The sequence below is a fragment of the Ramlibacter montanisoli genome, from assembly GCF_013087525.1.
In the GTDB taxonomy this organism is placed as follows: domain Bacteria; phylum Pseudomonadota; class Gammaproteobacteria; order Burkholderiales; family Burkholderiaceae_C; genus Ramlibacter; species Ramlibacter montanisoli.
This window is the reverse complement of record NZ_JABFCS010000001.1, coordinates 1109114-1136061: the sequence shown is the minus strand read 5'-3', so window position 1 is coordinate 1136061 and position 26948 is coordinate 1109114. Positions and strand designations below refer to the sequence as shown.

At 70.5% G+C, this 26948-nt stretch carries 20 protein-coding genes and 7 pseudogenes; 10 read left to right on the top strand and 17 right to left on the bottom strand.

The window, feature by feature from the left end; genetic code table 11:
* Positions 1 to 34: 34 nt before the first annotated feature.
* The 7 genes from HK415_RS05925 to fabG are packed head-to-tail and all read left to right on the top strand — an operon-like array spanning position 35 to position 4789.
* Complete coding sequence (locus HK415_RS05925) at positions 35 to 877, top strand: polysaccharide deacetylase family protein (protein WP_171557301.1); 843 nt, start codon at positions 35 to 37, stop codon at positions 875 to 877.
* The gene (locus tag HK415_RS05920) at positions 874 to 1608 is read left to right on the top strand and encodes a class I SAM-dependent methyltransferase (RefSeq protein ID WP_253261779.1); all 735 of its coding nucleotides are present in this window, start codon (positions 874 to 876) and stop codon (positions 1606 to 1608) included. The genes HK415_RS05925 and HK415_RS05920 overlap by 4 nt, the downstream gene beginning before the upstream one ends.
* 11 nt (positions 1609 to 1619) lie before the next feature.
* The gene (locus tag HK415_RS05915; protein ID WP_171557299.1) at positions 1620 to 2807 is read left to right on the top strand and encodes a beta-ketoacyl-[acyl-carrier-protein] synthase family protein; all 1188 of its coding nucleotides are present in this window, start codon (positions 1620 to 1622) and stop codon (positions 2805 to 2807) included.
* Positions 2804 to 3628 (top strand): beta-ketoacyl synthase chain length factor, encoded by an 825-nt coding sequence (locus tag HK415_RS05910; RefSeq protein WP_171557296.1) that lies wholly within the window; start codon positions 2804 to 2806, stop codon positions 3626 to 3628. The genes HK415_RS05915 and HK415_RS05910 overlap by 4 nt, the downstream gene beginning before the upstream one ends.
* Positions 3625 to 3843 (top strand): hotdog family protein, encoded by a 219-nt coding sequence (locus HK415_RS26160; RefSeq protein WP_309246593.1) that lies wholly within the window; start codon positions 3625 to 3627, stop codon positions 3841 to 3843. Before HK415_RS05910 ends, HK415_RS26160 begins: the two co-directional genes overlap by 4 nt.
* Positions 3828 to 4073, top strand: a complete 246-nt coding sequence (locus HK415_RS26155) for a hotdog family protein (protein WP_309246592.1) — start codon at positions 3828 to 3830, stop codon at positions 4071 to 4073. The genes HK415_RS26160 and HK415_RS26155 overlap by 16 nt, the downstream gene beginning before the upstream one ends.
* Entirely contained in the window at positions 4070 to 4789 is a 720-nt protein-coding gene (fabG, locus tag HK415_RS05900; RefSeq protein WP_171557294.1) for a 3-oxoacyl-ACP reductase FabG, read from the top strand. The genes HK415_RS26155 and fabG overlap by 4 nt, the downstream gene beginning before the upstream one ends.
* A gap of 6 nt (positions 4790 to 4795) precedes the next feature.
* On the opposite strand, the pseudogene HK415_RS05895 reads toward fabG, so the two are convergent.
* The 12 genes and pseudogenes from HK415_RS05895 to HK415_RS05840 form a co-directional block, all read right to left on the bottom strand.
* A pseudogene (locus tag HK415_RS05895) lies at positions 4796 to 5583 on the bottom strand (glycosyltransferase family 2 protein).
* A complete protein-coding gene (locus HK415_RS05890) occupies positions 5580 to 6371 on the bottom strand; it encodes a lysophospholipid acyltransferase family protein (RefSeq protein ID WP_309246591.1) in 792 nt (263 codons plus the stop codon). The pseudogene HK415_RS05895 and the gene HK415_RS05890 overlap by 4 nt, the downstream one beginning before the upstream one ends.
* Positions 6368 to 7708, bottom strand: a complete 1341-nt coding sequence (locus tag HK415_RS05885) for an NAD(P)/FAD-dependent oxidoreductase (protein ID WP_171557291.1) — start codon at positions 7706 to 7708, stop codon at positions 6368 to 6370. The genes HK415_RS05890 and HK415_RS05885 overlap by 4 nt, the downstream gene beginning before the upstream one ends.
* 169 nt (positions 7709 to 7877) lie before the next feature.
* Positions 7878 to 9062, bottom strand: a complete 1185-nt coding sequence (locus HK415_RS05880) for an acyl-CoA dehydrogenase (protein WP_171557288.1) — start codon at positions 9060 to 9062, stop codon at positions 7878 to 7880.
* A 20-nt stretch (positions 9063 to 9082) separates the two neighbouring features.
* Complete coding sequence (locus HK415_RS05875) at positions 9083 to 10045, bottom strand: tripartite tricarboxylate transporter substrate binding protein (protein ID WP_171557286.1); 963 nt, start codon at positions 10043 to 10045, stop codon at positions 9083 to 9085.
* Between the two features lie 26 nt (positions 10046 to 10071).
* The gene (locus HK415_RS05870; RefSeq protein WP_171557284.1) at positions 10072 to 11004 is read right to left on the bottom strand and encodes an electron transfer flavoprotein subunit alpha/FixB family protein; all 933 of its coding nucleotides are present in this window, start codon (positions 11002 to 11004) and stop codon (positions 10072 to 10074) included.
* Positions 11005 to 11754 carry an electron transfer flavoprotein subunit beta/FixA family protein gene (locus tag HK415_RS05865; RefSeq protein WP_171557281.1) on the bottom strand — a complete coding sequence of 250 codons (750 nt, stop codon included), beginning with the start codon at positions 11752 to 11754 and terminating at the stop codon, positions 11005 to 11007.
* A gap of 8 nt (positions 11755 to 11762) precedes the next feature.
* The gene (locus tag HK415_RS05860) at positions 11763 to 12761 is read right to left on the bottom strand and encodes a Bug family tripartite tricarboxylate transporter substrate binding protein (RefSeq protein WP_171557279.1); all 999 of its coding nucleotides are present in this window, start codon (positions 12759 to 12761) and stop codon (positions 11763 to 11765) included.
* A gap of 23 nt (positions 12762 to 12784) precedes the next feature.
* The gene (locus tag HK415_RS05855) at positions 12785 to 13984 is read right to left on the bottom strand and encodes a CaiB/BaiF CoA transferase family protein (RefSeq protein ID WP_171557277.1); all 1200 of its coding nucleotides are present in this window, start codon (positions 13982 to 13984) and stop codon (positions 12785 to 12787) included.
* A pseudogene (locus HK415_RS05850) lies at positions 13981 to 15139 on the bottom strand (acyl-CoA dehydrogenase family protein). Before HK415_RS05850 ends, HK415_RS05855 begins: the two are co-directional and overlap by 4 nt.
* A 16-nt stretch (positions 15140 to 15155) precedes the next feature.
* A pseudogene (locus HK415_RS05845) lies at positions 15156 to 16351 on the bottom strand (acyl-CoA dehydrogenase family protein).
* Positions 16352 to 16359: 8 nt separating this feature from the next.
* Complete coding sequence (locus HK415_RS05840; RefSeq protein ID WP_171557275.1) at positions 16360 to 18477, bottom strand: 3-hydroxyacyl-CoA dehydrogenase NAD-binding domain-containing protein; 2118 nt, start codon at positions 18475 to 18477, stop codon at positions 16360 to 16362.
* A gap of 119 nt (positions 18478 to 18596) precedes the next feature.
* Here HK415_RS05840 and HK415_RS05835 point away from each other — a divergent pair.
* Positions 18597 to 19486 (top strand): annotated as a pseudogene (locus tag HK415_RS05835) (LysR family transcriptional regulator).
* A 5-nt stretch (positions 19487 to 19491) separates the two neighbouring features.
* On the opposite strand, the gene HK415_RS05830 reads toward HK415_RS05835, so the two are convergent.
* The 5 genes and pseudogenes from HK415_RS05830 to dusA form a co-directional block, all read right to left on the bottom strand.
* Positions 19492 to 19887 (bottom strand): RidA family protein, encoded by a 396-nt coding sequence (locus HK415_RS05830; RefSeq protein ID WP_171557272.1) that lies wholly within the window; start codon positions 19885 to 19887, stop codon positions 19492 to 19494.
* A complete protein-coding gene (locus tag HK415_RS05825) occupies positions 19884 to 21044 on the bottom strand; it encodes an acyl-CoA dehydrogenase family protein (protein WP_171557270.1) in 1161 nt (386 codons plus the stop codon). Before HK415_RS05825 ends, HK415_RS05830 begins: the two co-directional genes overlap by 4 nt.
* A gap of 2 nt (positions 21045 to 21046) precedes the next feature.
* The gene (locus HK415_RS05820) at positions 21047 to 21907 is read right to left on the bottom strand and encodes an enoyl-CoA hydratase family protein (RefSeq protein WP_171557268.1); all 861 of its coding nucleotides are present in this window, start codon (positions 21905 to 21907) and stop codon (positions 21047 to 21049) included.
* Positions 21891 to 24220: pseudogene (locus tag HK415_RS05815) on the bottom strand (bifunctional salicylyl-CoA 5-hydroxylase/oxidoreductase). Before HK415_RS05815 ends, HK415_RS05820 begins: the two are co-directional and overlap by 17 nt.
* A 95-nt stretch (positions 24221 to 24315) precedes the next feature.
* Positions 24316 to 25316, bottom strand: a pseudogene (gene dusA, locus HK415_RS05810) (tRNA dihydrouridine(20/20a) synthase DusA).
* A gap of 144 nt (positions 25317 to 25460) precedes the next feature.
* Here dusA and yghU point away from each other — a divergent pair.
* Positions 25461 to 26312, top strand: a pseudogene (yghU, locus tag HK415_RS05805) (glutathione-dependent disulfide-bond oxidoreductase); the annotation flags it as partial.
* Positions 26309 to 26941, top strand: a complete 633-nt coding sequence (locus HK415_RS05800) for a glutathione S-transferase family protein (protein WP_171557263.1) — start codon at positions 26309 to 26311, stop codon at positions 26939 to 26941. The pseudogene yghU and the gene HK415_RS05800, both read left to right, overlap by 4 nt.
* The last annotated feature ends 7 nt before the right edge of the window (positions 26942 to 26948 follow it).

The window sequence follows — 26948 nt, the reverse complement described above, 5'->3', positions numbered from 1 at the left end:
GGCTCGCAGTCCGCCAGGCCTTCCCACTTTCGACGTGAGCGCCGTCCTCCCCCGTCCGGGCGTGTCCCGCTGGCCCGTGCCCCCGCTGTTGTGGGCCACGGCAGCCATCCACGCGGGTGCCCTGGTGCTCCTGCTCGCCGCACCGGCCCACTGGGCCTGGGCGCTCACCGCCCTCGTCGCCAATCATGCCGTGCTGACCGCCGTCGGGCTCTGGCCGCGCTCCACCGCGCTGGGCGAGAACCTGGTGCGCCTGCCCGCAGCAGCCGCCGCCCGCGGCGAAGTGGCCCTGACGATCGACGACGGCCCCGACCCCGAGGTGACACCGGCGGTGCTGGACCTGCTGGACGCCGCCGGTGCCCGCGCCACCTTTTTCTGCATCGCCGACCGCGCGCAGCGCCATCCGCAGCTGGTGCGCGAGATCGTGCGGCGCGGCCACAGCGTGCAGAACCACACGCATGGCCACAGCCATCGCTTCTCGCTGCTGGGCCCGCGCGGTTTCGCGCGCGAGATCGAGGCGGCGCAGCGGGTGCTGGCCGGCCTCACCGGCGAGGCGCCGCGCTTCTTCCGCGCGCCGGCCGGCCTGCGCAATCCCTTCCTGGCGCCGGTGCTGCACCGCCTGGGCCTCACGCTGGCCAGCTGGACGCGCCGCGGCTACGACACGCGCGAGCGCGACCCGCAGCGCGTGCTGCGGCGGCTCACCCGCGGCCTGGCCGCCGGCGACATCCTGCTGCTGCACGACGGCCACTGCGCGCGCGACGCGCAGGGCCGCCCCATCATCCTCGCCGTGCTGCCGGCGCTGCTGGCCGAACTGCGCGGCCGGGCGCTGGTACCGGCCACCTTGCCGCAGGCCGTGCCTGCGGCACGGAGCAAGCCATGACCATGGACCTGGCCGCCGAGCGCGCCGCCTGGGCCCGCCTGCTGGATCGCGCCAGCGAGCCTTACCGCAGCGCCGGCCGTTTCGCCTGGCACTTCGCCCGCGGCAAGCTGGGCCACGACCCGGTGTTCCGCCACCTGCTGGCCGCCGGCCTGATCGCGCCCGGCGCGCGCGTGCTGGACATCGGCTGCGGCCAGGGCCTGCTGGCCAGCCTGCTGCGCGCCTGTGCCGCGATGCGTGCGGCCGGCGAGTGGCCGCAGGCCTGGCCGGAAGCACCGGCCGGCACGCAGCTCACCGGCATCGAGCTGATGCCGCGCGACGTGGAACGCGCGCGAGCCGCGCTGGGCGCAGCCGGCGATGCGCAATTCGTGTGCGGCGACATGCGCACCGAGCCCTTCCCGCCTTCGCATGCGGTGGTGATCCTCGACGTGCTGCACTACGTGACGCATGAAGAGCAGGATGCGGTGCTGCAGCGGGTGCACGACGCACTCGTCCCCGGCGGGCGCCTGCTGCTGCGGGTGGGCGACGCCGGCGAGCGCCGCGGCTTCGCGATCAGCCAGTGGGTGGACCGCGCGGTCACGCGCCTGCGCGGGCACAGGGTGCCGCCGGTGTACGGGCGGCCGCTCGCCGAGTGGATCGCGCAGCTGCGCAAGCTGGGCATGCAGGTGGAGCCGCGTCCCATGAGCCAGGGCACGCCCTTCGCCAACGTGCTGCTCGTGGCGCAACGCACGTGACCGGAGCCCGCATGAACCCGCTGCCGATCACGCATGCCACGCTGACCACCGCGCTCGGCGCCGGGATGGATGCGCACCTGCAGGCCCTGCAGGCGCAGCGCTGCGGCCTGACGCCCTGCTCCTTCGACGACGTCGAGCTGCCCGGCTGGATCGGCCGCGCCGCGGGACTGGAGGACGTGGAGCTGCCCGTGCCGCTGCGCGAATACGACTGCCGCAACAACCGCCTCGCCTGGCTCGCCCTGCAGCAGGACGGCTTCCTGGCCGCCGTGCAGGCCGCGCGCGCGCGCTGGGGCGCGCACCGCGTCGCGGTGCTCCTAGGCACCAGCACTTCCGGCATCCTCGAAACCGAGCGCGCCTATGCGCACCGCGACGCCGCCGGCGCACTGCCCGCAGATTTCCGCTACGCGAAGACGCACAGCACCGCGTCGCTGGCCCGGTTCGTGGCCGAGGCCACGGGCGTCACCGGCCCGACCTGGGTCGTGTCCACCGCCTGTTCCTCCAGCGCCAAGGTCTTCGGCGACGCAGCGCGCCTGATCGAAGCCGGCTGGATCGACGCCGCGGTGGTGGGCGGCGTCGACAGCCTGTGCCTGACCACGCTCTACGGCTTCCACTCGCTGCAGCTGTTCTCTCCGGACCTGTGCCGGCCCTGGGACGCGCAGCGCAGCGGCGTGTCGCTCGGCGAAGGCGCCGCCTTCGCGCTGCTGCAGCGCGAGCCGGTCGCCGGCGAAGCACCGCTCGCGTGCCTGCTCGGCGTGGGCGAGAGCAGCGACGCGCACCACATGAGTTCGCCCCATCCCGAAGGCGAACTCGCCGCCGCCGCCATGCGCCAGGCCCTGGCCGGCGCCGGCCTCGCGCCCACGCAGATCGACTACATCAACCTGCACGGCACCGGCACGCCGAGCAACGACGCGGCGGAAGACCGCGCGGTGCAGACCGTCTTCGGCACCGAAGTGCCTTGCAGTTCCACCAAGGGCGCCACCGGCCACACGCTGGGCGCGGCCGGGGGCGTCGAAGCGGTGATCAGCCTGCTGGCGCTGCGCCACGGCCTGATGCCGGGCGGCATCAACGTGCGCCAGCGCGATCCCGCGCTGGGTGCCAACTACCTGCAGGCCAATCGCGTGCAGCCGGTGCGCCACGTGCTCACCAATTCCTTCGGCTTCGGCGGCTCCAACGCCAGCCTCGTGCTGGGGGCGCCATGAGCGGGGCGATCGAGCTCGGGGTGCTGGGGATCGGCCTGCTCGGCCCCGGCCTGACGTCGTGGGACGAGGCGCAGCCGGTGCTGCGCGGCGACACGCCCTACGTGCCCGCGCCTTCGGTGGTGCCGCCGCCGCAGCGCCTGCCGGCCGCGGAACGGCGCCGCGCCGGTGCCGCGGTGAAGGTCGCCCTGGTCGTGGCCGATGCGGCCTGCCTCGCCGCCGGCCGCGAGCCCGCGACCCTGGCGACGGTGTTCGCTTCCTCCAGCGGCGACGGCGCCAACTGCCACGCGCTGTGCGAAACGCTGGCGCACCCGCCGGGACCGGACCGGCTGGTGTCGCCGACCCGCTTCACGAACTCCGTGCACAACGCCGCGGCCGGCTACTGGCACATCGCCGTGGGCAGCCGCCAGTCCTCCAGCAGCGTCTGCGCGCACGACGACAGTTTCGGCGCCGGCCTGGTGGCCTCGCTCTCGCAGCTGCCCGGGCTGCAATCCCCCGTGCTGCTGGTGGCCAGCGACACGCCCTATCCCGAGCCGCTGAATGCCACGCGCCCGCTGCCGGACACCATGGGCGTGGGCCTGGTGCTGGGTGCGGCCGGCGATCCGGCGGCGCGCGCAAGGCTGAAGGCGCGCCTGCTGCCGGCCGCCGAAGCGGGCGCCGCCACACCTTGCCGCGACGCCGCCCTGGAAGACCTGCGCGGCCGCATTCCCGCGGCGCGCGCGCTGCCGCTGCTGGAAGCGATCGCGCGCCGCCAGGCCACGCGCATCGTGCTGCCCGGTTCGCCGCAACTGGCGCTGCAGATCGACCTGGAGTTCCCGGCATGAGCGAAACCTTGGACCACGCCGCCATCGCCGGCCTCATCCCGCACGCCGGCCGCATGTGCCTGCTGGCGCGGGTGGACGCCTGGGACGCGCAGCGCATCCGCTGCAGCGCGACCAGCCACCGCGAATCGGACAACCCCTGCGCAGCGCCAGCGGCCTGCTGGCCAGCGCCGCGATCGAGTACGCGGCACAGGCCGCCGCCGTGCACGGCGCGCTGAACGCACGCGCGGCTGGACACGGCGCGGCGCCCGGCTTCCTGGCCAGCGCCCGCGGCGTGAAGCTGCACCGCCTGCGGCTGGACGACCTCGCGGGCGAACTCGCGGTGGACACCGAACACCTCGCCGGCCACGACCGCCAGCTGCTCTACGCCTTCACGGTGCGCCACCAGGGCGCGGCCGTGGCCGAAGGCCGGCTCGCGGTCGTGCTCGACACGCCGCTGCCCGCATGAAGCGCGCCCTCGTCACCGGCGGCAGCGGCGACCTGGGCGGCGCGATCGCGCGGCGCCTGGCCCGCGAGGGCCTGCACGTGGTCGTGCACGCGAACGCGCGCATCGAGGCGGCGCAGGCGGTGGTGGATGCGATCCGTGCCGACGGCGGCTCGGCCGAAGCCGTCGCCTTCGACGTGACCGACGCGCAGGCCAGCGCCGCGGCGCTGGAACGCCTGCTGGAGGCGGGAACGATCCAGGTCCTGGTGAACAACGCGGGCATCCACGACGACGCGGTCTTCCCCGGCATGCGCGCCGAGCAGTGGCACCGCGTGATCGACGTGTCGCTGCACGGCTTCTTCCACGTCACCCAGCCGCTGACGATGCCGATGGCGCGCGCGCGCTGGGGCCGCATCATCAGCATCAGCTCGGTGGCGGCGGTGATGGGCAACCGGGGCCAGGCGAACTACGCGGCGGCCAAGGCGGCATTGCACGGCGCGAGCAAGTCGCTGTCGCTGGAACTCGCCAGCCGCGGCATCACGGTGAACGTGGTGGCGCCGGGCATCATCGCCTCGGCGATGGCCGACAAGGTGTTCGACAAGGATGCGATCGCGCGCATGGTGCCGGCCAGGCGCGCCGGCAAGGCCGACGAGGTGGCGGCGCTGGTGGCCTTCCTCGCGGGCGAGGACGCCGGCTACATCTCCGGCCAGGTGATTTCCATCAACGGCGGGATGGCCTGAAGCGCTTCAGCGCTGCCCGAGGTACTGGAAGGGCGGCAGGCCGCGCAGGCGGCGCAGCAGCAGCAGCGGCGAACGCAGCACGAACTCCAGCACCAGCCGCGTGTGCATCCAGGTCAGCAAGGCGTTGTCGCGCAGGTAGTTGAAATGCGACACGCCGCCTTCTTCCGGCCGCAGGTACTTCACCGGCGCATCCATGTTGACCGGCGCGACGCCGCGCCAGGCCAGCCGCACGACGGCCTCGGTGTCGAAGTCGAAGCGGCGCATCCAGGGCTGGCGCTTCATCACGGCCACCAGGTCGGCGATCGGATAGACGCGGAAGCCGAACAGCGAATCGCCGACGCCGGCGCCCAGCGTCTCCAGGTTGGTCCAGCCGTTGGACACGCGCCGGCCGCGCACGCGCAGCAGCGGCGCCGAGGCGTCGAACACCGGCCGGCCCAGGATCATGGCGTCGGGGCGCGCCTGCGAGGCCTGCATGAACACGGGAATCAGGTCGGCGGGGTGCTGGCCGTCGGAGTCCATCGCCAGCGCATGCGTGAAGCCGGCCTGCCGCGCCGCCTCCAGGCCCGCGAGCACGGCGCTCCCCTGCCGGCGTTCACGGGCAGCACCATCACCTTGAGCTGCGGGTCCTGGGCGGCCATGCGCTGCAGGCCCTCCGCGGTGCCGTCGTCGCTGCCGTCCACCACCACCCACACCGGCGCCCATTGCCGGCGCGCGTCGCGCACGGTCTCGTACACCTTGGGGCCGGTGTTGTAGCTGGGGATGACGACCAGGTGCGTCCGCGAGGGCGCGATCACTTGCGCAGCTCCTGGCGGAAGTACTCCTCCATGCGCGCGGACAGCTGCTCGGCGTCGCCCGCCGGCTCGAAGCGCTCGCCCAGGCGGGCGCGGAACACGATGGGCACCGGCGGCAGCTTCCACAGCGGCCAGCCCTTGCCCAGATAGGGCGAGTCGGTCTCGATCACCACCGCCTGCACCGGCACCCGCGCGCGCAGCGCGATCAGCGCGATGCTGCGGCTGAAGGGGTGCATCTGGCCGGGCGCAGGGCTGCGCGTGCCTTCCGGGAAGGCCACCAGCTGGCAGCCCTCGTCCAGCCGTTCCACCGCCGTGCGCAACATGAGGCGGGTCGAGTCGTTGACCACGTAGCCGGCCAGGCCGGCACCGGCACCGAGGAAGGGATTGCGCATCAGCGAACCCTTCATGATGCAGGCGCTGCGCGGCAGCCGCGCGACGATCATCAGCGCGTCCAGCAGGCTCGGGTGGTTGGCCGCGATCAGCAGCCCGCCGGGCACGTCGCGCAGCGCGTCCAGCGATTCCGCCTCCAGCCGCATCAGGCCGCTGGCGCGCGCGCAGGCCCAGTAGAAGCGGTAGCCGTAGGCGATGCCGGCGCGGCCGACGCGGCGGGCGACCGGCCCGCGCAGGAAGAACTTCAGGACGAAGGCAATGAGGTTCCAGGCGATCGAGATGACGCCCAGCCAGGCCAGCAGCACCAGCAGCCAGGCGCCCAGCAGCACGCGCAGCGGCCAGGCCGGCCCGTCCGCTTGCGCGAGGGGAACCTCATCGACGTCGACGGACACCGGTTTCACGAAACGGCTGCGTCCAGTTCGCGGATGTTCTGGCGGCGCCGGCGCCACGCGTTCCAGGTGCGCACCGGGTGCGCGAAGGAAGACAGGTAGTACAGGCCCTTGAAGAAAGTGAGCGGAACCCGGAATGGTGTGCGGCCGTGCACGTCGCCCGCCAGCACCGTGAGCACCGCCTCCTTCATGCGCAGCGGATTGCGCGGGTCCATGAAGAAGCCGCGCATCGTCGGATTGGTCACGCGGTAGATGAACCAGCTGAACTCCTTCGGGCCCTTGCGCGTGAAGCGGTCGAAGGCGGCGCGTTCCTTGGCGGCCGCGGCCGGGCCGCGCTGCAGCGTCGCCTCCACCAGCGGCAGCGCGGCGAAGGCGGAGCTCATGGCGAGGTACACGCCGGAGGAGAACACCGGATCCACGAAGGCGTAGGCGTCGCCCAGCATGGCGTAGCGCTCGCCCACGCAGTGCGTGCCCAGGTAGCTGTAGTTGCCGGTGGCATGCACCTGCTCGCCCACCAGCTGCGCGTCACGCAGGCGGTCCGCCAGCGGCGGGCACATGGCGATGGTGTCGCGGAAGAATTCGGGCAGCGGCTTGCTGCGCGACTTCAGGTAATAGGGCCAGACCACGGCGCCGATGCTGGTCGTGCCGTCGGCCAGCGGGATGAACCAGAACCAGCCGTGGTCGAACCAGAAGATGGTGATGTTGCCTTCCAGCTTGCCTTCCAGCCGGCGCGCACCGGTGAAATGGCCGAACAGCGCGGAGCTGTTGTGCTCCGGGTGCTTCTGTTTGGTCTTGAACTTGTTGGCCAGCAGCGTGTCGCGGCCGGTCGCGTCCACCAGGTAGCGGCAGCGCCAGCTGGCGCGGCTGCCGTCCTCGCGCTCGACCTGCACCAGGGCGCCGTCGGCGTCGAACTGCACTTCGCGCGCGCGATGGCCTTCCAGGGTGCGGGCGCCGGCCTGGCCGGCGGTGCGGAACAGCAGCTGGTCCAGCTCCGAGCGCCGGACCTGCCAGGCGTAGGGCTGCGACTTGTCGAGCGCATCGGCGAATTCGACGAAGCTCTGGTGCTCGTGGTGCGGCGAGACGAACTCCACGCCCCACTTGGCCATGCCCATCTTCTCGACCTCGGCGCGCACGCCGAGCTGGTCGAACAGGGCCACGTTGGCCGGCAGCAGCGACTCGCCGATGTGGAAGCGCGGGTGGTGCTCCTTCTCCAGCACGTGCACGTCGCAGCCCTTGCGGGCCAGCAGCGTGGCCAGCGTCGCGCCGGCGGGCCCGCCGCCGACCACCAGCACGTCACAGGAAAAATCGGGCTGCGAGGCGGCGGCCGCCGCGGGGTTCGTGGGGTGCATCAGGGACTTCGATTGCTGAGCACGATTCTAGCGAGGGGCCCCTCCACAGACGCTTACATCCGGCGGCAGGCGACGGAAAAGGTCACGTGGAAACGCGCGCGCGTTGCATCCGCGCCAGTCCGCGGAGCGCCCCCACCCCAACCCTCCCCGGAGGGGGAGGGAGCAACAGTCAGAACGCGGCGATACCCGTCTGCGCGCGCCCGAGGATCAGCGCGTGGATGTCGTGCGTACCTTCGTACGTATTCACCACTTCCAGGTTCACCAGGTGGCGCGCCACGCCGAACTCGTCGCTGATGCCGTTGCCGCCCATCATGTCGCGGGCGACGCGGGCGATGTCCAGCGCCTTGCCGCAGGAGTTGCGCTTCATGATGGAGGTGATCTCCACCGAGGCCGTGCCCTCGTCCTTCATGCGGCCCAGGCGCAGGCAGCCCTGCAGGCCCAGCGTGATCTCGGTCTGCATGTCGGCCAGCTTCTTCTGCACCAGCTGGTTGGCCGCCAGCGGCTTGCCGAACTGCTTGCGGTCCAGCACGTACTGGCGGGCGCGGAACCAGCAGTCCTCCGCCGCGCCCAGGGCGCCCCAGGCGATGCCGTAGCGGGCCGAGTTCAGGCAGGTGAAGGGGCCCTTGAGGCCGCGCACCTCGGGGAAGGCGTTCTCCTCGGGGCAGAACACCTCCTCCATCACGATCTCGCCGGTGATCGACGCGCGCAGGCCCACCTTGCCGACGATCTTGGGCGCGGACAGGCCCTTCCAGCCCTTCTCCAGCACGAAGCCGCGGATCGCGCCCTCGTCGTCCTTGGCCCAGACCACGAACACGTCGGCGATCGGCGAGTTGGTGATCCACATCTTGCTGCCGGTCAGCTTGTAGCCGCCGTCCACCTTGCGGGCGCGCGTGATCATGCTGGCCGGGTCGGAGCCGTGGTTCGGCTCGGTCAGGCCGAAGCAGCCGATCCACTCGCCGGTGGCCAGCTTCGGCAGGTATTTCTGCTTCGTGGCTTCGTTGCCGAACTCGTTGATCGGCACCATCACCAGCGAGGACTGCACCGACATCATCGAGCGGTAGCCGGAGTCCACGCGTTCCACCTCGCGCGCCACCAGCCCGTAGCAGACGTAGTTGAGGCCCGCGCCGCCGTACTGCTCGGGGATGGTGGAGCCCAGCAGGCCCAGTGCGCCCATCTCGCGGAAGATGGCCGCGTCGGTCTTCTCGTGGCGGAAGGCCTCGGTCACGCGCGGAAGGAGCTTCTCCTGGCAGTAGCTCTGGGCGGCGTCGCGCACCTGGCGCTCGTCGTCGGTCAGCTGCGCATCCAGCAGCAGCGGGTCTGCCCAGTTGAATTGGGCCTTGCTCTTGGTCGCCATGGCGGTTCTCCTTGTGTGTTTCAGTCCAGCGTGACCTTGCCGTCGCGGATCACCTTGCCCCACTTGGCCGTCTCCTGCGCGATGAAGCGATCGAATTCGGCGGGGCTGCTGCCAACCGGGATGGTACCCATTGCGTCCAGCCGTGCCTTCACGTCGGGCATCTGCACGATGGCCGCGATCTCGTCGGCCACCCGCTTGACGATGGCCGCCGGGGTGCCGGCGGGCGCGAGCATGCCGGCCCAGGTGCTGGCCACGTAGCCCTTGACGCCCTGCTCGATGAAGGTCGGCAGGTCCGGCAGCGCGGCCAGGCGCTTGTCGCTCGCCACGCCCAGCAGGCGCACCTTGCCGGCCTTGCCGGGGGCGATGAGGCCTTGCGCCGCGTCGCCGAACAGGTGGATCTGGCCGCCCAGCAGGTCGGTGAAGGCCGCCGCCGAACCGCGGTAGGGGATGTGGACCATGTGCGTGCCGGTCAGCGACTTCAGCAGCTCGGTGGACAGGTGCACGGCCGAACCGTTGCCGCTGGAGCCGTAGCTGATCTTGCCGGGGTTGGCCTTCCCATAGGCCACCAGTTCCTTCGCATTCTTGAACGGCCCGTCGTTGTTGGCGGCGTAAACCAGCGGCGACTGGCCGATCAGCGACACGCCCACCAGGTCCTTGTTCGGGTCGTAGGGCAGCTTCTTGTACAGCGTCGTGTTGGCCGCGTGCGCGGCAATCACGACGGCGAAGGTGTGGCCGTCCGGCGCCGCCTTGGACAGCGTGTCGACCGCGACGATGCCGTTGGCGCCCGGCTTGTTGTCCACGATCACGGTCTGGCCGAGGCGCTGCCCGAGCTTTTCGCAGACCAGGCGCGCGGTGATGTCGGTGAAGCCGCCGGGCGGGTAGCCCACCAGCACCTTGATCGGCCGCGCGGGCCAGGTTTGGGCCTCCGCGAAGGGTGCGGCGACGGTGGCAGCGAGGGCTGCGGTGAAATGGCGGCGTTGCATGGGATGGGGTCTCCTGGGGGTTACGCTCAGAGCGCCTTGATCAGCTCCGGCACGGCCGTGAACAGGTCCGCTTCCAGTCCGTAGTCGGCCACGCTGAAGATCGGCGCTTCCGGGTCCTTGTTGATCGCCACGATCACCTTGGAGTCCTTCATGCCGGCCAGGTGCTGGATGGCCCCGCTGATGCCGCAGGCGATGTACAGCTGGGGCGCCACGATCTTGCCGGTCTGGCCGACCTGCAGGTCGTTGGGTGCGTAGCCCGCGTCCACCGCGGCACGCGAAGCGCCGATGGCGGCCCCCAGCTTGTCGGCCAGCGGCTCCAGCACTTCGTGGAACTTCTCGCTGGAGCCCATGGCACGGCCGCCCGACACGATGATCTTGGCGGCGGTCAGTTCCGGGCGGTCGTTCTGCGCGATCTCCTGGCCCACGAAGCTGCTCTTGCCGCTGTCGGCCACGGGGCTTGCGCTCTCCACCGCGGCGCTGCCGCCGGTGGCCGCGGCCGGATCGAAGGCGGTGGTGCGCACCGTGATCACCTTGATCTGGTCGGCGCTCTGCACGATGGCAATCGCGTTGCCCGCGTAGATCGGGCGCTCGAAGGTGTCGGCGGCATCGACCTTGGTGATGTCGGAGATCTGCGCCACGTCCAGCTTGGCGGCCACCCGCGGGGCGATGTTCTTGCCGCTGGCGGTGGCCGGGAACAGGATGTGCGAGTAGTTCGAGGCGATCGCCAGCACCTGCGCGGCCATGTTCTCGGCCAGGCCGTGTTCGAACTGCGCGCCTTCGGCGTGGAGCACCTTGGCCACGCCCGCGATCTGCGAAGCGGCCTTGGCGGCCTCCGCAGCGTTGGCACCGGCCACCAGCACGTGCACGTCGCCGCCGCAGGCGGCAGCGGCCGTCACGGTGTTGAGCGTGGAGGGCTTGATGGACTTGTTGTCGTGTTCGGCGATGACGAGCGTGCTCACTTAAATCACCTTCGCTTCGGTCTTGAGCTTCTGAACCAGGGTGGCCACGTCGGGCACCTTCACGCCGGCGCCGCGCTTGGCGGGCTCGGTCACCTTCAGGGTCTTCAGCCGGGGCTTCACGTCCACGCCCAGGTCCTCGGGCTTGACGATGTCCAGCTGCTTCTTCTTGGCCTTCATGATGTTGGGCAGCGTCACGTAGCGCGGCTCGTTCAGGCGCAAGTCGGTGGTGATCACGGCCGGCAGCGAGATCGAAATGGTCTCCAGGCCGCCGTCCACCTCGCGCGTGACCTTGGCACGGCCGTCGGCCACTTCCACCTTGGAGGCGAAGGTGGCCTGCGGCAGGTCGGCCAGCGCCGCCAGCATCTGCCCGGTCTGGTTGCAGTCGTCGTCGATCGCCTGCTTGCCCAGGATCACCAGGCCCGGCTGCTCCTTGTCCATCAGCGCCTTGAGGATCTTGGCCACGGCCAGCGGCTGCAATTCCTCGTCGGTCTGCACCAGGATCGCGCGGTCGGCGCCGATCGCCATCGCCGTGCGCAGCGTCTCCTGGCACTGCTGCACCCCGCAGGACACCGCGATCACCTCGGTGGCCACGCCCTTTTCCTTCAGGCGCACAGCTTCCTCCACCGCGATCTCGTCGAAGGGGTTCATGCTCATCTTGACGTTCGCGATGTCCACACCCGTGTTGTCCGACTTCACCCGGACCTTCACGTTGTAGTCCACCACCCGCTTGACGGGAACAATGATCTTCATGCTCGTCCTCACTGCTGCTGATTGGCCAGGCCCTTGTCGCGGATCACCTGGCCCCACTTGTCGTAGTCGGCCCGGGTCCGCGCCGCCAGTTGCGCGGCGGGCTGGTAGTTGGCGATGGCACCGGCCTTGAGCATGCGCTCCTGCACGCCCTGGTCGGCCAGGATGCCGGCGAGTTCCTTGTTCATCCGGTCGACCACCTCCGGCGGCGTGCCCCTGGGGGCCAGCAGGCCGCCCCAGGACACGGCGTCGAAGCCCTTGAAGCCCTGCTCCGCCACCGTCTTCACCTCGGGCAGCACGCTCACGCGCCGGGGCGAGCCGACGGCGATGGCGCGCAGCCGGCCGGACTGGATGTGCGGCAGCGCGGCGACGAGGTCGGCGTACATCATCGGGACCTGGCCGCCGATGGTGTCGGTGATCGCCGGCACGCCGCCCTTGTAGGCCACGTGCTGCATGTCGAAGTTGCCAAGCTGCTTGAGCAGCTCCATGCTCAGGTGGCCGAAGCTGCCGACGCCGGAGCTGGTGTAGCTCAGCTGGCCGGGCCGTGCCTTGGCATGGGTGACCAGCTTCTGCACGTCGGTCACGGTCGGCATCAGCTGCGGGTTGACCACCATCACGATGGGCAGGTCGTACACGGTGGCCACCGGCACGAAGTCCTTCACCGTGTCGTAGTCCACCGACTTGTACATGTGCGGCGCCAGCAGCGTCGGCGTGGCCAGCATCATGAAGGTGTAGCCGTCACCCGCGGTCTTGGCGACCTGCGCCGCCGCGATCGCGCCGGAGGCGCCCCGCTTGTTCTCCACCACCACCGGCTGCTTCAGGCGCAGTGCCAGCTGCTCGCCGACGATGCGCGACGCGGTGTCGGTCGGGCCACCCGGCGGGAAAGGCACGATCAGCTTGATGGCCTTGGCGGGCCAGGCCTGGGCGGAGGCTTGCGCCGCCAGCAGCGGCAGCGCGCCGAGCACGAGGGCACGGCGGGTGAGACGCGAGAGGAAAGGGGAAATGCGCATGCGGTCTTCCTTGGGGAGGGGCGTCAGACGACGCCTTGCTGTTTCAGGGCGGCGAGTCGGCCGGCATCGACGCCGGCCAGTTCGCCCAGGATCTCGGACGTGGCCTCGCCCAGCACCGGCGGCGCGCGCCGCACGGGCAGGCGCTCGCCGTCGAGGCGGTACGGCGGCGCCATGACGTGCGTCTGGCCGGCCACGGGGTGCGGCTGCTGCGTGACCAGCCCGGCGTCCTGCGCACGCTGCGAGGTCAGCGCCTCCAGCAGGCCCAGCACCTCGCCGCAGGGGATGCCCGCGGCGGCCAGCCTTTGCAGCAGCAAGGCGCGCGGGCGCGCGCGCAGTTCCCGCAGCAGCTCGGGCACCAGCGTGTCGCGGTTCTGCCCGCGCACGACGTTGGTCCGGTAGCGCTCGTCGGCCGCGATGTCCGGCCGCTCGATCACGTCGGTGCAGAAGCGCTCGAACTGCGCGTTGTTGCCCACCGCGATGATCAGCGGGCCGTCCTGCGCATCGAAGACACCATAGGGCACGATCGAGGGGTGCGCATTGCCGTAGCGCGGCGGGTCCTTCTGCATCAGCAGCGCTTCCAGTCCGTAATAGGCGCTGACCATCAGCCCGCAGTCGAACAGGGCCATCTCCACGTGCCGGCCGCGGCCCGTGCGCTGGCGATCGAACAGCGCGGCCAGGATTCCCTGGGCGGCGTACATGCCGGTGAACATGTCCACCGCCGCCACGCCGAACTTCAGCGGCGGCTGCGTCGGCTCGCCGTTGAGGGCCATCAGCCCGGCCTCGCCCTGGATCACCAGGTCGTAGCCGGGGCGCGAGGCTTCGGGGCCGTGCCGGTCGTAGCCGGAGACGGAGCAGTAGACGACGTCGGGCCGCAGCGCCTTCACCTGCTCGTAGCCCAGGCCCATCTTCTCGGCGCCGCCGTACTTGAAGTTCTGCACCACCACGTCGCACTGGCGCGCCAGCTCGCGCGCGAGCTGCTGTCCCTCGGCGGTGGCGAGGTCCAGCGTCACGGACCGCTTGTTGCGGTTCATGCTGTTGAAGTAGGCGGTTTCGGTCTTGCCCACGCGCAGGCCCCAGTCGCGCGTGTCGTCGCCGCGCTTGGGGTGTTCGACCTTGATCACCTCCGCGCCGAAGTCGCCCAGCACCTGCGCGCACAGCGGTCCCGCCAGCACGCGCGAGAGGTCCAGCACGCGCACGCCGGCCAGCGGCAGCGGCGCCGTCATGCCACGGCCCCGGCGCGCTGCGCGCCCAGCGCGATGAAGCGCGCCAGGTGGTGGTCCTCGTCGCCCAGCTGGTGGTCGATCATGACCAGGCGCTTGGCGTAGTGCGGCAGCGGCAGCTCCCAGGTCATGCCGATGCCGCCGTGCAGCTGGATCGTCTCCTCGGCCACCAGCGTGCCGATGCGGCCGATGCTGTACTTCGCGGCCGACAGCGCGCGCTCGCGGGCGGTGCGGTCGCCGGACTCCAGCGCCGCGGCGGCGTTGATCACGGCCGAGCGGGCCTGCTCGATTTCCAGCAACACGTCGGCCATGCGGTGCTGCAGGGCCTGGAAGCTGCCGATCGGCTTGCCGAACTGGCGGCGCGTCTGCAGGTATTCGATGGTCATGGTCTTGGCGGCTTCCATCGCGCCGAGCGCCTCGGCGCACAGCGCCACGATGCCGCGGCCGACGGCATGCTCCAGCGACGCGAGGGCCTCACCCTCGGCGCCGACCAGCGCGCTGGCAGGGACGCGCACGTCGTCGAAGCTGACCTCGGCGGCATGCGTTCCGTCGATGTTGGGGGTAGCGGCGCACGCGCACGCCGGCGGTATCGGCGGGAATGGCGAACAGCGAAATCCCCTCGGCGTCGGCCACCTCGCCGGCCGTGCGCACGGACACCACCAGCAGCTGCGCGGCGCCGCCCAGCGGCACCACCGCCTTGCGGCCGGCGATCACGTAGCCCTCGCCTTCGCGCCGCGCGCGCGTGGCCACGCGCTGCAGCTCGTAGCGGGACTCCGGCTCCTCGTGCGCCAGGGTGGCGACGCGGCTGCCGTCGATGATGGCGCCCAGCGTGTCGTGCCAGGCGACGCCGCCGGCGTGGGCGATGGCGCTGCCCGCCAGCACGGCGCTCGCCAGGAAGGGCTCCAGCACCAGGCCGCGGCCCAGGGCCTCGAAGACGGTCGCGATGTCGAAGCCGGCGCCGCCGAAGCCGCCCTGCTCCTCGGTGAACAGCGCGCCGATCACGCCCAGCTCGGCGAACGCGCGCCACTGCTGCGGGTCGTAGCCTTCCGGCGAAGCGGCGGCGATGGCATGTCGGGTGGCGATGGGGTACTGCTCGGCGACGTAGCGGGCCAGCAGGTCCGCCAGCATGCGGCGGTCATCGGTGGGGTTGAAATTCATGGTCCGGTCCGCCTCGTCACAGGCCCAGGATCATCTTGGAGATGATGTTCTTCTGGATTTCGTTGGAGCCGCCGAAGATCGACAGCTTGCGGTTGTTGAAGTACTGCAGGGCCGCGAACTTCGCTTCCTGCGGGCCGATGCCCTCGCCCGCGTAGCCCTCCTCCAGCGCCTCGTCCACGAAGGGCAGCGCATAGGGGCCCATGGCCCGGCGGATCAGGGAGTTCAGCTCCTGCCGGATCTCGGTGCCGCGGATCTTGAGCATGGAACTCTCCGCGCCCGGCACGCCGCCGCCGGCCACCGCCGCGATCACGCGCAGGTTGGTGGTCTTCATGTTCTCCAGGTCGATCTCCACCTTCGCCATGCGCGCGGCGAACAGCGGGTCCTCGGCCAGCGGCCGGCCGTTCCTGCGCACGCGCGCGGCGACGCCCTTGAGGCGCTCCAGCGCCGCCACCGAGAAGCCGACGCCGGCGATGTTGGTGCGCTCGTAGGTCAGCAGGTACTTGGCGCAGGTCCAGCCCCGGTTCTCCTCGCCCACGAGGTTCTCCACCGGCACCTTCACGTCGGTGAAGAACACCTCGTTGACCTCGTGCTCGCCGTCCAGCGTGATGATGGGCCGCACCTCGACGCCGGGACTGTTCATGTCCACCAGCAGGAAGCTGATGCCCTCCTGCGGCTTGGCCTCGCGGTCGGTGCGCACCAGGCAGAAGATCATGTTGGCGTGCTGGCCCAGGGTGGTCCAGGTCTTCTGGCCGTTGACGACGTAATGGTCGCCCTGGCGCACCGCCGTGGTCTTGACCGAGGCGAGGTCGGAGCCGGCGCCGGGCTCCGAATAGCCCTGGCACCACCAGTCCCGGCCATCCAGGATCCGCGGCAGCCAGTGGCGCTTCTGCGCCTCGTTGCCGTACTGATCAGCACCGGGCCCAGCATGCTCACGCCGAAGGGCACCGTGCGCGGCGCATAGGCCAGCGCGCACTCGTTCTCGAAGATGAACTTCTCGATGGCGCTCCAGCCGGTGCCGCCGTACTCGCGCGGCCAGTGATTGGCCAGCCAGCCGCGCGCGTTCAGCAGCGCGTGCCACTCTTCCAGGTCGGCCTTGGCCAGGCGCATGCCCTCGCGCACCTTGCCGGTCAGCCGGGGCGGCACGTCCTCGCGCAGGAAGCGCTGCACCTCGGCACGGAAGGCCAGTTCCTCGGGGGTGAATGTCAGGTCCATGGGATCTTTCAGTCCGCTGCGGCGCGGTTGAGGGAATCGAAGTTGCGGCCCTCGGCGCCCAGTTGCACCAGCAGGGGCGAGGGCTGCCAGAACAGCGGGTCCTCCTGCGCGAATTCGCGCACGTCGGCCAGGATGCGGTCCAGCCCCACCATGTCGGCGTACTTCATCGGCCCGCCGCGGAAGCGCGGGAAGCCGTAGCCGTACAGGAAGGTGACGTCCACGTCGAGCGGGCGCAGGGCGATGCGCTCGTGCACGACGTTCGCGCCCTCGTTGACCATGGCCGCCAGGTAGCGGCGCATGATCTCCTCGGCGCCGAACCTGCGCGGCCTGACGCCGGCGCGCTCGCGTTCTGCGTCGACGATCGCCAACACCTCGGGGTCGGGCGTGCCGGTGCGGGCGCCTTCGGGGTACAGGTACCAGCCGCGGCCGGTCTTCTGGCCGAACCAGCCGCGCTCGCAGATGCGGTCGGCGACCTGCACGTAGCGCGCGCGGGGGTCGCGCGTGGCGGCCTTGCGCTTGCGCGTCGCCCAGCCGATGTCGCCGCCGGCGAGGTCCGACACCTGGAACGGGCCCATGGGGTAGCCGAAGCCGCGCACCGCCTCGTCGATCTCGTAGGGGCTGGCACCGTCTTCGACCATGTAGTCGGCCGCTTGGCGGTACTTCGCCAGGATGCGGTTGCCGATGAAGCCGTCGCACACGCCCGCGCGCACGGGCACCTTCTTCAGCTTCTTCGCCAGCGCGAAGGCGGTGGCGACCACGTCGGCGGAGACCTTGGCGGGCACCACGATCTCCAGCAGCTTCATGATGTTGGCCGGCGAAAAGAAGTGCAGGCCGACCACGTCCTGCGGCCGCGAGGTGCCCGCCGCGATGGCGTCGATGTCGAGGTAGGACGTGTTGGTGGCGAGTACGGCGCCCGGCTTGCACACGCGGTCCAGTTCGGCGAAGACCGCCTTCTTCACTTCCATGTCCTCGAACACGGCTTCGATGACGAGGTCCGTGTCCTTCAGGTCCGCGTAGGAGGTGCTGCCGTGGAAGCGGGACAGGACCTGCTCGCGGGCCTGCGCCGTCATCCGGCCCTTGGCCACCAGGCCGTCGTAGACCTTCGCCACGTTGGCGCGGCCGCGCGCGATGGAGGCCTCGTCGCGCTCCACCATGGTGACCGCCAGGCCCGCGTCCAGCACGGCCACGGCGATGCCCGCGCCCATGGTGCCGCCGCCCACGACGCCCACGGATGCGATGGGGCGCGGCTGCGCGCTCTTGGTCTCCGGCGCCTTGGCGACTTCGCGCTCGGCGAAGAAGGCATGGACGAGGCCGGCGCGCTGCGGGCTGTCGACGCACTGCAGGAACAGCTGGCGCTCGTTGCGCAGGGCTTCCTCGAAAGGCAGGTCCAGCCCGGCCTCGACCGCTTCCACGATCTTCAGCGGCGAGAACAGCCCGCGCGTCTTCTTCGCGGTCGCGGCGCGGATCTCCCTGAGCGCCGCGCGCGCGGCGTCGATGTCCTGCGCCATGGCGCGGTCGCGCGTGCGGCGCACGCCCACGCCCGCGCGCAGCAGGTCGGCGGCGAAGGCCAGGCCCGCCGCCTGCGCATCGTTGCCTTCGGCGATGCCGTCCAGGAGTCCGGCCTCCTTGGCCTCGCGAGCGCCCAGGTGGCGGCCGCCCAGCATCAGCTCGATGGCGGGCTCGACGCCCATCAGCCGCGGCGCGCGTTGCGTGCCGCCGGAACCGGGGATGAGCCCGAGCTGCACTTCCGGCAGGCCCAGCTTCGCGTCCGCCAGCGCGATGCGGTAGTGCGCCGCCATCGCCACTTCCAGCCCGCCGCCGAGCGCGGCGCCATGGAGGGCGGCGACCACGGGCTTGCCGCAGGCTTCGATGCGCTTGCAGACCTCCGGCAGCGCGGGCGGCAGCGGCGGCTTGCCGAACTCGCGGATGTCGGCGCCGGCGATGAAGCCGCGGCCGGCGCCCACCAGGACCAGGGCACGCACGTCGGGGTCGCTTTCCGCCTGGTCCACGGCGGCCAGCAGGCCTCGGCGCACTTCGGCGCTCAGGGCGTTGACGGGCGGATTCTGGACGGTGGCGACCAGGACGTCGCCGTGGCGGGCGGTCAGGACCGCGGGGGAGGTGTTCATGCGGGAGGCTCGGAAGAAGGGAGTCTGGAAGGCGCCGGCGGAGTGCCTGGATTCTGTTCCGATCAATCTCCTTGACAATTCAGGGATTGATTGACAGACCGTCAAGGCATATTTGACATATGGACCTCTCCGCCCTGATCCTCCTGGTCGAAATCATCGACGCCGGCAACCTGAGCCAGGCGGCGCGCAAGCTGAAGATGACGCGCGCCAACGTGAGCTACCACCTGAGCCAGCTGGAAAAGGATGCCGGCGTGCAGCTGGTGCGGCGCACGACCAGGCGCGTGGAGCCGACCGAGGTGGGCCGGCGCCTCTACGAGCACGGGCGGCGCATGCAAAGCGAGATGCAGGCGGCGCGCGAGACTGTCGCCACCTTCGGGCAGGGCCTGCAGGGACGCGTGGGCCTGAGCGTGCCGAGCGGCTTCGGCGAGCTGGTGATGTCGGAGTGGCTCATCGAGTTCAAGCGCCTGTTCCCGGGCATCGTGCTGGACGTGCTGTTCGAGAACCGCGCCGACGTGATGCGCGACGAGGTGGACATCGCGGTGCGCGTGATGGCGGAGCCGCCGCCTTCCCTCGTGGCGCGCGACCTGGGCAACGTGCGCTACCTCGCCTGCGCCTCGCGCGCGTATGCGCAAGCGCACGGCCTGCCTACGCAGCTGCAGCAGCTGGCGACGGCGCCCGTGATCACCGCCGGGGTCCACGGACGCCAGCTGCGCGTGCGCGCCTACCAGGGGGCGAACGCGAGGACGTGATCCTGGAGCCCACGCTCATCTCCGAGCACTTTCCCTTCCTGCGCAAGGCGATCCTCGCCGGGCTGGGCGTGGGCATCGTGCCGGACTACGTGGTGAAGGACGCGATCGCGACGGGCGAGGCCGTGACCACGCTGGACGACTACCGCCTGAGCATCTTCGGCACCAGCATGTACCTGCTGTACATGCCGGACCGGCACCAGATCCGCGCGGTGCGCACCTGCATCGACTTCCTGCTGGAGAAGGCGCGGTCGCTGGGCTGACGGTGCTAGGGCAGCACCGCCGTCGCCTCGATCTCCACCTTCGCCCGGTCCTCGATCAGCGCCTTCACTTCCACCGCGGTCATCGCGATGTCGTAGTTGCCGATGATCTCGCGGAAGGCCTGCCCCACGTCGCGGGCCGCGGCCAGGTATTCGCGCTTGTCGGTCACGTACCAGGTCATGCGCACGATATGCGCGCTGCTGCCGCCCGCGGCCTGCAGCAGGTCGGCGACGTTGCGCAGGGCCTGCCTGGCCTGGGCGCCGAACTCGTCGCTGTGGAAGACGCCGTCGGCGTCCCAGCCGATCATCCCGGCGATGAACAGCATGCGGCCCTGGGCCACGACGCCGTTGGCGTAGCCCTTGGGGCGGGGCCAGCCTTGCGGCAGCACGGCTTGCGGTTTCATGCCTTCACCTCCTTGAGCAGCTCGCGCGCGATGATCAGCTGCTGGACTTCGGTCGCGCCCTCGTAGATGCGCAGGCTGCGGATCTCGCGGTACAGCTGTTCCACCATCTGTCCGCTCATGACGCCGAGGCCGCCGAACATCTGCACGGCCGCGTCGATCACCTGCTGCGCGCCCTCGGTGGCGGCCATCTTGGCCATCGCCGCCTCCTTGGTGACGACCTGCCCCTGGTCCCGCAGCCAGGCAGCGCGGTAGACGAGCAACGCGGCGCTGTCCACGGTGGTCGCCATCTGCGCCAGCTTGGCCTGGGTCAGCTGGAAGTCGGCCAGGGTCTGGTTGAACATCTTGCGGCTGGTGGCCCGGTGCAGCGCTTCGTCGAGCGCGCGGCGCGCGAAGCCCAGCGCGGCCGCCGCCACCGAGGTGCGGAACACGTCGAGCGTGCGCATAGCGACCTTGAAGCCCTCGCCCGGCGCGCCGATGCGCTGCGACAGCGGGATGCGGCAGCTGCGAAAGCGCAGCCGCGCCAGCGGATGCGGCGCGATGACGTCGATGCGCTCGGCCACTTCGAAGCTGGGCGTGTCGGCATCGACGATGAAGGCGGAGATGCCGCGCGGCCCCGGCGCCTCGCCGGTGCGGCAGAACACCACGTAGAAATCGGCGATGCCGCCGTTGGAGATCCAGGTCTTCTCGCCGTTCAGGACCGCGTGGCCGTCCTCCACGTGCGCGGCGCAGCGCAGGTTGGCGACGTCCGAGCCGGCGTCCGGCTCCGAGAGCGCGAAGGCGGCGATCGCCTCGCCCTTGGCCACGCGCGGCAGGTAGCGTTCCTTCTGCGCGTCGGTCCCCTGCAGGCTGATCGCGCCGGAGCCCAGGCCCTGCATGGCGAAGGCGAAGTCGGCCAGGCCGTTGTGGTACGCCAGGGTCTCGCGCGCCAGGCAGATGGCGCGCGTGTCGATCACGTCCTGCTCGCCGTAGGCGCCGCCCACGGCGTGGCGCAGCCAGCCGGCGGCGCCCAGCTCGCGCACCAGCGTGCGGCAGGCGGCGTCGACATCGGGACCGTGGATGTGGGCGACGTGCTGGCGCGCCCAGCGATCCAGTTCGGCGGCGAGGATGCCGTGCCGCTCCTCGAGGAAGGGCCAGTCCAGGTGGGCGAGTTCGCGCATCGTCAGTTGCCCTCGAAGCGCGGTTTCTGCTTGGCCACGAAGGCCTCGTAGGCCCGGGTGAAGTCCTGCGTGAGCATGCACAGCGCCTGCGCCTGCGCCTCCGCCTCGATGGCCTGCTCGATGGTCATCGCCCACTCCTGGTGCAGCATGGTCTTGGTGATGCCGTTGGCAAAGGTCGGGCCCTCGGCCAGCTGGCGCGCGAGCGCCTGGGCTTCCTGCACCAGTGCCTCGGGGGCGACGAGGCGGTTGAAGAAGCCCCAGCGCTCGCCCTCCTCGCCGCCGAGCGAGCGGCCCGTGTACAGCAGCTCGCTGGCGCGGCCCTGGCCGACGATCCGCGGCAGCATGGCGCAGGCGCCCATGTCGCAGCCGGCGAGGCCGACGCGGTTGAAGAGGAAGGCGGTCTTGCTGCGCGCGGTGCCGATGCGCAGGTCCGAGGCCATCGCGACGATCGCACCGGCACCGGCGCAGACCCCGTCCACGGCCGCGACGATGGGCTGCGGGCAGGCGCGCATGGCCTTGACCAGGTCGCCGGTCATGCGCGTGAACATCAGCAGCTCCGGCGCCTTGAGCTTCACCAGCGGGCCGATGATCTCGTGCACGTCGCCGCCGGAACAGAAGTTGTCGCCGGCGCCGGCGACCACCACCGCGTGCACGTCGGTCGCGTACTTCAGCTGGCCGAACAGGTCGCGCAGCTCCGCATAGGAGTCGAAGGTCAGCGGGTTCTTGCGCTCGGGCCGGTTCAGCGTGACGGTCGCCACGCCTTCCTTCACGTCCCAGAGGAAGTGGGTGGCGCGGTAGCCGGCGAGCTGCCTGCGGTTGCCCGCGGCCAGCGCGGGATCGACGCGCTCAGTTGAAGCGTTCATTCGGGGTCTCCTGGGTCTGGGCGCGCTCGCGCTCCAGGTTGCGTTCGAGCTGGGTCTTGCCGGACAGGTACTGCTTGGGCCACGGCAGGTCGCGGTAGCCGATCTTCGCCGCTTCGTTCAATGACCAGGCGGGGTTGGCCAGGTGCGGCCGCGCGATCGCGCACAGGTCGGCGCGGCCGGCCGCGATGATGCTGTTGACGTGGTCGGCTTCGGAGATCGCGCCCACCGCCATCGTGGCGATGCCCGCTTCGTTGCGGATGCGGTCGGCGAAGGGCGTCTGGTACATGCGGCCGTACACCGGCTGCTGCTTCTTGCTCACCTGGCCCGAGGAACAGTCCACCAGGTCGGCGCCGGCGGCCTTGAACAGGCGCGCGATCTCCACCGCGTCGTCGGGCGTGATGCCGCCTTCGACCCAGTCGTGCGCGGAGATCCGCACCGACATCGGCTTGTCCTGTGGCCACGCGGCGCGCATCGCACCGAACACTTCGAGCGGATAGCGCAGGCGCTTGGCGAGCGAGCCGCCGTAATCGTCGGTGCGCTGGTTGGTCAGGGGCGAGATGAAGCTGGACAGCAGGTAGCCGTGGGCGCAGTGCAGCTCCAACCAGTCGAAACCGGCCTCGGCGGCGAAGCGCGTGCTGCGCACGAAGTCGTCCCGCACGCGGTCCATGTCGGCCCGCGTCATGGCGCGCGACCAGTCGCTCACGCCGTCGATGTACTGCTGCGGCGAGGCGGACAGCAGCGGCCAGTTGCCGCTTTCCAGCGGCAGGTCCTCGCCCTCCCAGGGCACGCGGGTGGAACCCTTGGGTCCCGCGTGCCCGAGCTGCAGCGCGATCTTCGCGTCGGAGTTCGCATGCACGAAATCGACGATGCGCTTCCAGCCGTCACGCTGCTGCTCGTTCCACAGGCCCGGGCAGCCGGGGTGATGCGGGCATCCGGGGTCGGGCAGGTCATCTCCGCCACCACCATGCCTGCGCCGCCCATGGCACGGGCGCCCAGGTGCACCAGGTGGTAGTCGGCCGGCAGCCCGTCCACGCAGGAGTACTGCGCCATGGGCGAGACCACCACGCGGTTCTTCAGCGTCACGCCACGCAGCGTGAAGGGCGTGAACATCGGCGGGATGGGCTGCTGCTGCGGGCTGCGCTGGGTGCCGGAGCGCTCGGCGATCCAGTCCTCGTACTGCTCCACGTAGTTCCGGTCGCGCAGGCGCAGGTTCTCGTGGCTGATGCGCTGGCTGCGGGTGAGCAGCGAATAGGCGAACTGCTCCGGCGGCAGGTTCACGTAGCGCGCGACGTTCTCGAACCACTCGGTGGAGTTGCGCGCGGCGTTCTGGATCTTGAGCACTTCCACGCTGCGCACCGCCTCGTACTGGCGCAGCGCCTGCGGCAGGTCGCCGGGCGCGCGGGCGATGCAACGGGCCAGCTCGATCGCGTCTTCCAGCGCCAGCTTGGTGCCCGAGCCTACCGAGAAGTGCGCGGTGTGTGCGGCGTCCCCCATCAGCACCACCGGCGCGCGGCCGTTGTGGTGCACCCAGCTGCGGCAGACCACGCGCGGGAACTTGATCCACTGCGCCGATCCGCGCAGGTGGGCGGCATTCGACATCAGAGCGTGACCGTCCAGGTACTTCGCGAACAGGCGCTCGCAGAAGGCGATGCCCTCTTCCTTCTCCATCCGGTCCAGCCCGGCCTTCTGCCAGACCTCCTCCGGCGTCTCGACGATGAAGGTCGCCGTGTCGGCGTCGAACTGGTAGGCGTGCACCTGGAACCAGCCGTGCGGCGTTTCCTCGAAGGCGAAGGTGAAGGCGTCGAACTTCTTGGTCGTTCCCAGCCAGACGAAGCGGTTCCTGCGGACGTCGATGTCGGGCCGGAAGGTTTCCGAATACTTGGTGCGGATGCGGCTGTTCAGGCCATCGCTGGCGATGATGAGGTCGGCGTCCGGGTACTCCTGGTCGCCCTGCACGTCGCGGTCGAACAGCAGCTCCACGCCCAGTTGGTCGCAGCGCCGCTGCAGGATGTTCAGCAGGCGCTTGCGGCCGATGCCACAGAAGCCATGGCCGCCGGACACGATCCTGTGGCCGCGGATGTTGACCTCGATGTCGTCCCAGTGGTTGAAGGCGCCCAGGATCTCGGCGGCGGTCTCGGGATCGGCGGCCTGCAGGTTGCCCAGCGTCTGGTCGGAGAAGACAACGCCCCAACCGAAGGTGTCGTAGGGCCGGTTGCGCTCGACGACGCGGATCCGGTGCGAGGGATCCTGCTTCTTCATGAGCAGCGCGAAGTACAGGCCCGCCGGGCCGCCGCCGATGCAGACGATGTTCATGGTTGCTCCGCGCCTAGATAATTTAAGTTTAAAGCATTTCAGGGGACCGACCAAGTGCTCATCGTCATCCCCGCGCAGGCGGGGACCCAACGCGTTCAGGAAGTGGGGAAGCCTTGGCTCCCCGCCTGCGCGGGGATGACGGAATCCTGCCCCGCTTGCGCAACGAAGGAATGTTCATGCGCCAGCCGCATCACCTCCCGCGGAGATTCCCCCTTCAGCCGGTGGTCGCTCCACACCTGCCGCCAGCGCCGCGCGCCGGGCAGCCCGTTGTACAGGCCCATCATGTGGCGGGCGATGGAATGCCAGGGGTGCCGCGCTGCGCGTGCTCGCGCTCCATGTACGCGACCATCGCTTCCTCGACCTGCTCGCGACCGAGGCCCGACGCGGGCTCGCCGTAGAACAGCTCGTCCCAGCGTGCCAGCCACCAAGGGTGGTGGTAGGCCTCACGGCCGATCATCACGCCATCCAGTTCCTCGAGCTGCCCGTGCACGGTGGGGTCGTCGGTGATGCCGCCGTTGATGCCGATCACCAGGTCCGGAAACTCGCGCTTGAGGCGGTGGACCATCTCGTAGCGCAGCGGCGGCACCTCGCGGTTCTCCTTGGGCGAGAGGCCCTTGAGCCAGGCATTGCGCGCGTGCACCATGAAGACGCCGCAGCCCGCCTGCGCCACGGTCCCGACGAAGTCGCGCACGAACGCGTAGCTCTCCACCTTGTCGATGCCGATGCGGTGCTTCACCGTCACGGGCACATCCACCGCGTCGACCATGGCCTTGACACAGTCGGCCACCAGCGCAGGCTCGGCCATCAGGCAGGCGCCGAAGGCGCCGCGCTGCACCCGCTCGCTGGGGCAGCCGCAGTTGAGGTTGATCTCGTCATAGCCCCACTCCACGCCGAGCTTCGCGCACCTGGCCAGGTCGGCCGGCTCACTGCCGCCCAGCTGCAGGGCCACCGGGTGCTCGCTCGCGTCGAAGTCCAGGTGGCGCGGCACGTCGCCATGCAGCAGCGCGCCGGTGGTCACCATCTCGGTGTACAGGCGGGTGCGGCGCGAGAGCAGCCGGTGGAAGAAGCGGCAGTGCCGGTCGGTCCAGTCCATCATCGGTGCGACGGACATGCGCCAGGCAGCAGGGGGTTGTTTCATGGCTCAGCCCCGATTTTGACAGGTGGGCCCGCGCGGCCTGCCCCCTCCCTATACTGGCCCCCGCTCCCCAGGAAAGGTTTCTCGCATGAGCGACTCCCCGTCTACACCCCGCCCGCCGTCTGGACCTGGAACAAGGACAACGGCGGGAAGTTCGCGAACATCAACCGCCCCGTGGCCGGACCCACGCACGACAAGGAGCTGCCGGTGGGCCGCCACCCGCTGCAGCTGTACTCGCTGGGAACGCCGAACGGCGTGAAGGTGACGGTGATGCTGGAGGAGCTGCTGGAACTCGGCCACGCCGGCGCGGAATACGACGCCTGGCTGATCCCTATCTCCGAAGGCGCGCAGTTCGGCAGCGGCTTCGTGGCCGTGAACCCGAACTCCAAGATCCCCGCGCTGGTGGATCGCAGCACCGCGCAGCCGGTGCGGGTGTTCGAATCGGGCGCCATCCTCATGTACCTGGCCGAGAAGTTCCACGCCTTCCTGCCCGAAGCCAGCGCCGCGCGCGCCGAGTGCCTGTCCTGGCTGTTCTGGCAGATGGGCAGCGCGCCCTTCCTGGGCGGCGGCTTCGGCCACTTCTACGCCTATGCGCCGACCAAGATCGAATACGCGATCGACCGCTATGCGATGGAGGTCAAGCGCCAGCTCGACGTCCTCGACCGGCGCCTGGCCGAGACGCGCTACGTGGCCGGCGACGAGTACACCATCGCCGACATGGCGATCTGGCCCTGGTACGGCGCGCTGGCCAAGGGACAGCTCTATGGGGCGGGCGAGTTCCTGCAGGTGCAGGAGTACACCCACGTGCTGCGCTGGACCAACGAGATCGCGCAGCGGCCCGCGGCCAAACGCGGGCGGATGGTCAACCGCGTCTCGGGCGAGCCCGCCAGCCAGCTGCGCGAGCGCCACGACGCGAGCGACTTCCAGACCAGGACCCAGGACAAGCTGGCACCATGATCACCCTCTACGACTGCGCCACCGCGCCCAGCCCGCGCCGCGCGCGCATCCTGCTGGCGGAAAAAGGCATCGCCCACCAGACCGTGCAGGTGGACCTGCGCAGCGGCGAGCAGCTCGGCGAGGCCTTCCGCCGCATCAACCCGCAGTGCACGGTGCCTGCGCTGCAGACCGAGGAAGGCCGCGTGCTGACCGACAACGCGGCGATCACCGCCTACCTGGAAGCCCTGAAGCCCGATCCGCCGCTGCTCGGGAGCACGCCGCTGGAAAAGGCCGAGATCGCCAGCTGGAACTGGCGCATCGAATTCGAAGGCTTCATGGCGATCGCCGAAGGCCTGCGCAACGGCTCGCCCGCGATGGCGAACCGCGCGCTGCCCGGCCCGCGCGACTACGCGCAGATCCCCGAACTCGCCGAGCGCGGGCGCGTGCGGACGCAGGACTTCTTCACCATGCTCGACGCGCACCTGGCCGGCCACGCCTTCATCGCCGCGGACCGCTTCAGCGTGGCGGACATCACCGCCGTGGTGGCCGTGGACTTCGCCCGCGCGGTGAAGGTGAAGCCGGGCGAGCAGCATCCCCACCTGCAGCGCTGGCGCGCCGCCATGGCCGAACGGCCCGCGATGGCGCTCTAGGAAGGCC

Excerpts from the sequence above, each read along its gene's own strand:
- HK415_RS05920 (WP_253261779.1), top strand. The coding sequence starts at position 874 with ATGACCATGGACCTGGCCGCCGAGCGCGCCGCCTGGGCCCGCCTGCTG.
- HK415_RS05915 (WP_171557299.1), top strand. The coding sequence starts at position 1,620 with ATGAACCCGCTGCCGATCACGCATGCCACGCTGACCACCGCGCTCGGC.
- HK415_RS05910 (WP_171557296.1), top strand. The coding sequence starts at position 2,804 with ATGAGCGGGGCGATCGAGCTCGGGGTGCTGGGGATCGGCCTGCTCGGC.
- HK415_RS26160 (WP_309246593.1), top strand. The coding sequence starts at position 3,625 with ATGAGCGAAACCTTGGACCACGCCGCCATCGCCGGCCTCATCCCGCAC.
- fabG (WP_171557294.1), top strand. The coding sequence starts at position 4,070 with ATGAAGCGCGCCCTCGTCACCGGCGGCAGCGGCGACCTGGGCGGCGCG.
- HK415_RS05885 (WP_171557291.1), bottom strand. The coding sequence starts at position 7,708 with ATGCACCCCACGAACCCCGCGGCGGCCGCCGCCTCGCAGCCCGATTTT.
- HK415_RS05880 (WP_171557288.1), bottom strand. The coding sequence starts at position 9,062 with ATGGCGACCAAGAGCAAGGCCCAATTCAACTGGGCAGACCCGCTGCTG.
- HK415_RS05875 (WP_171557286.1), bottom strand. The coding sequence starts at position 10,045 with ATGCAACGCCGCCATTTCACCGCAGCCCTCGCTGCCACCGTCGCCGCA.
- HK415_RS05865 (WP_171557281.1), bottom strand. The coding sequence starts at position 11,754 with ATGAAGATCATTGTTCCCGTCAAGCGGGTGGTGGACTACAACGTGAAG.
- HK415_RS05860 (WP_171557279.1), bottom strand. The coding sequence starts at position 12,761 with ATGCGCATTTCCCCTTTCCTCTCGCGTCTCACCCGCCGTGCCCTCGTG.
- HK415_RS05855 (WP_171557277.1), bottom strand. The coding sequence starts at position 13,984 with ATGACGGCGCCGCTGCCGCTGGCCGGCGTGCGCGTGCTGGACCTCTCG.
- HK415_RS05840 (WP_171557275.1), bottom strand. The coding sequence starts at position 18,477 with ATGAACACCTCCCCCGCGGTCCTGACCGCCCGCCACGGCGACGTCCTG.
- HK415_RS05830 (WP_171557272.1), bottom strand. The coding sequence starts at position 19,887 with ATGAAACCGCAAGCCGTGCTGCCGCAAGGCTGGCCCCGCCCCAAGGGC.
- HK415_RS05825 (WP_171557270.1), bottom strand. The coding sequence starts at position 21,044 with ATGCGCGAACTCGCCCACCTGGACTGGCCCTTCCTCGAGGAGCGGCAC.
- HK415_RS05820 (WP_171557268.1), bottom strand. The coding sequence starts at position 21,907 with ATGAACGCTTCAACTGAGCGCGTCGATCCCGCGCTGGCCGCGGGCAAC.
- HK415_RS05800 (WP_171557263.1), top strand. The coding sequence starts at position 26,309 with ATGATCACCCTCTACGACTGCGCCACCGCGCCCAGCCCGCGCCGCGCG.